Source organism: Tessaracoccus bendigoensis DSM 12906, from assembly GCF_900141915.1.
Lineage (GTDB): Bacteria > Actinomycetota > Actinomycetes > Propionibacteriales > Propionibacteriaceae > Arachnia > Arachnia bendigoensis.
Genome location: NZ_FQZG01000002.1, coordinates 1 through 423 on the forward strand (window position 1 = coordinate 1; position 423 = coordinate 423).

General features: G+C 56.0%; 1 rRNA gene. It reads left to right on the top strand.

The window, feature by feature from the left end:
• Nucleotides 1-334: ribosomal RNA gene (locus BUC15_RS00010) — 16S ribosomal RNA — on the top strand; the annotation flags it as partial.
• Nucleotides 335-423 lie beyond the last annotated feature (89 nt).

The window sequence follows — 423 nt, forward strand, 5'->3', positions numbered from 1 at the left end:
TTATGTCCAGGGCTTCACGCATGCTACAATGGCCGGTACAAAGAGTTGCGAGCCTGTGAGGGTGAGCGAATCTCAAAAAGCCGGTCTCAGTTCGGATTGGGGTCTGCAACTCGACCCCATGAAGTCGGAGTCGCTAGTAATCGCAGATCAGCAACGCTGCGGTGAATACGTTCCCGGGGCTTGTACACACCGCCCGTCAAGTCATGAAAGTCGGTAACACCCGAAGCCGGTGGCCTAACCTTTTTGGAGGGAGCCGTCGAAGGTGGGACCGGTAATTAGGACTAAGTCGTAACAAGGTAGCCGTACCGGAAGGTGCGGCTGGATCACCTCCTTTCTAAGGAGCTTTTGGCGGGCTGGCCCTGTTTGGGTTGGTTCGTTCATGTGCCTGGTTCCAGGGCTTGTGTTCCTGGCTGGGTGAGCTAC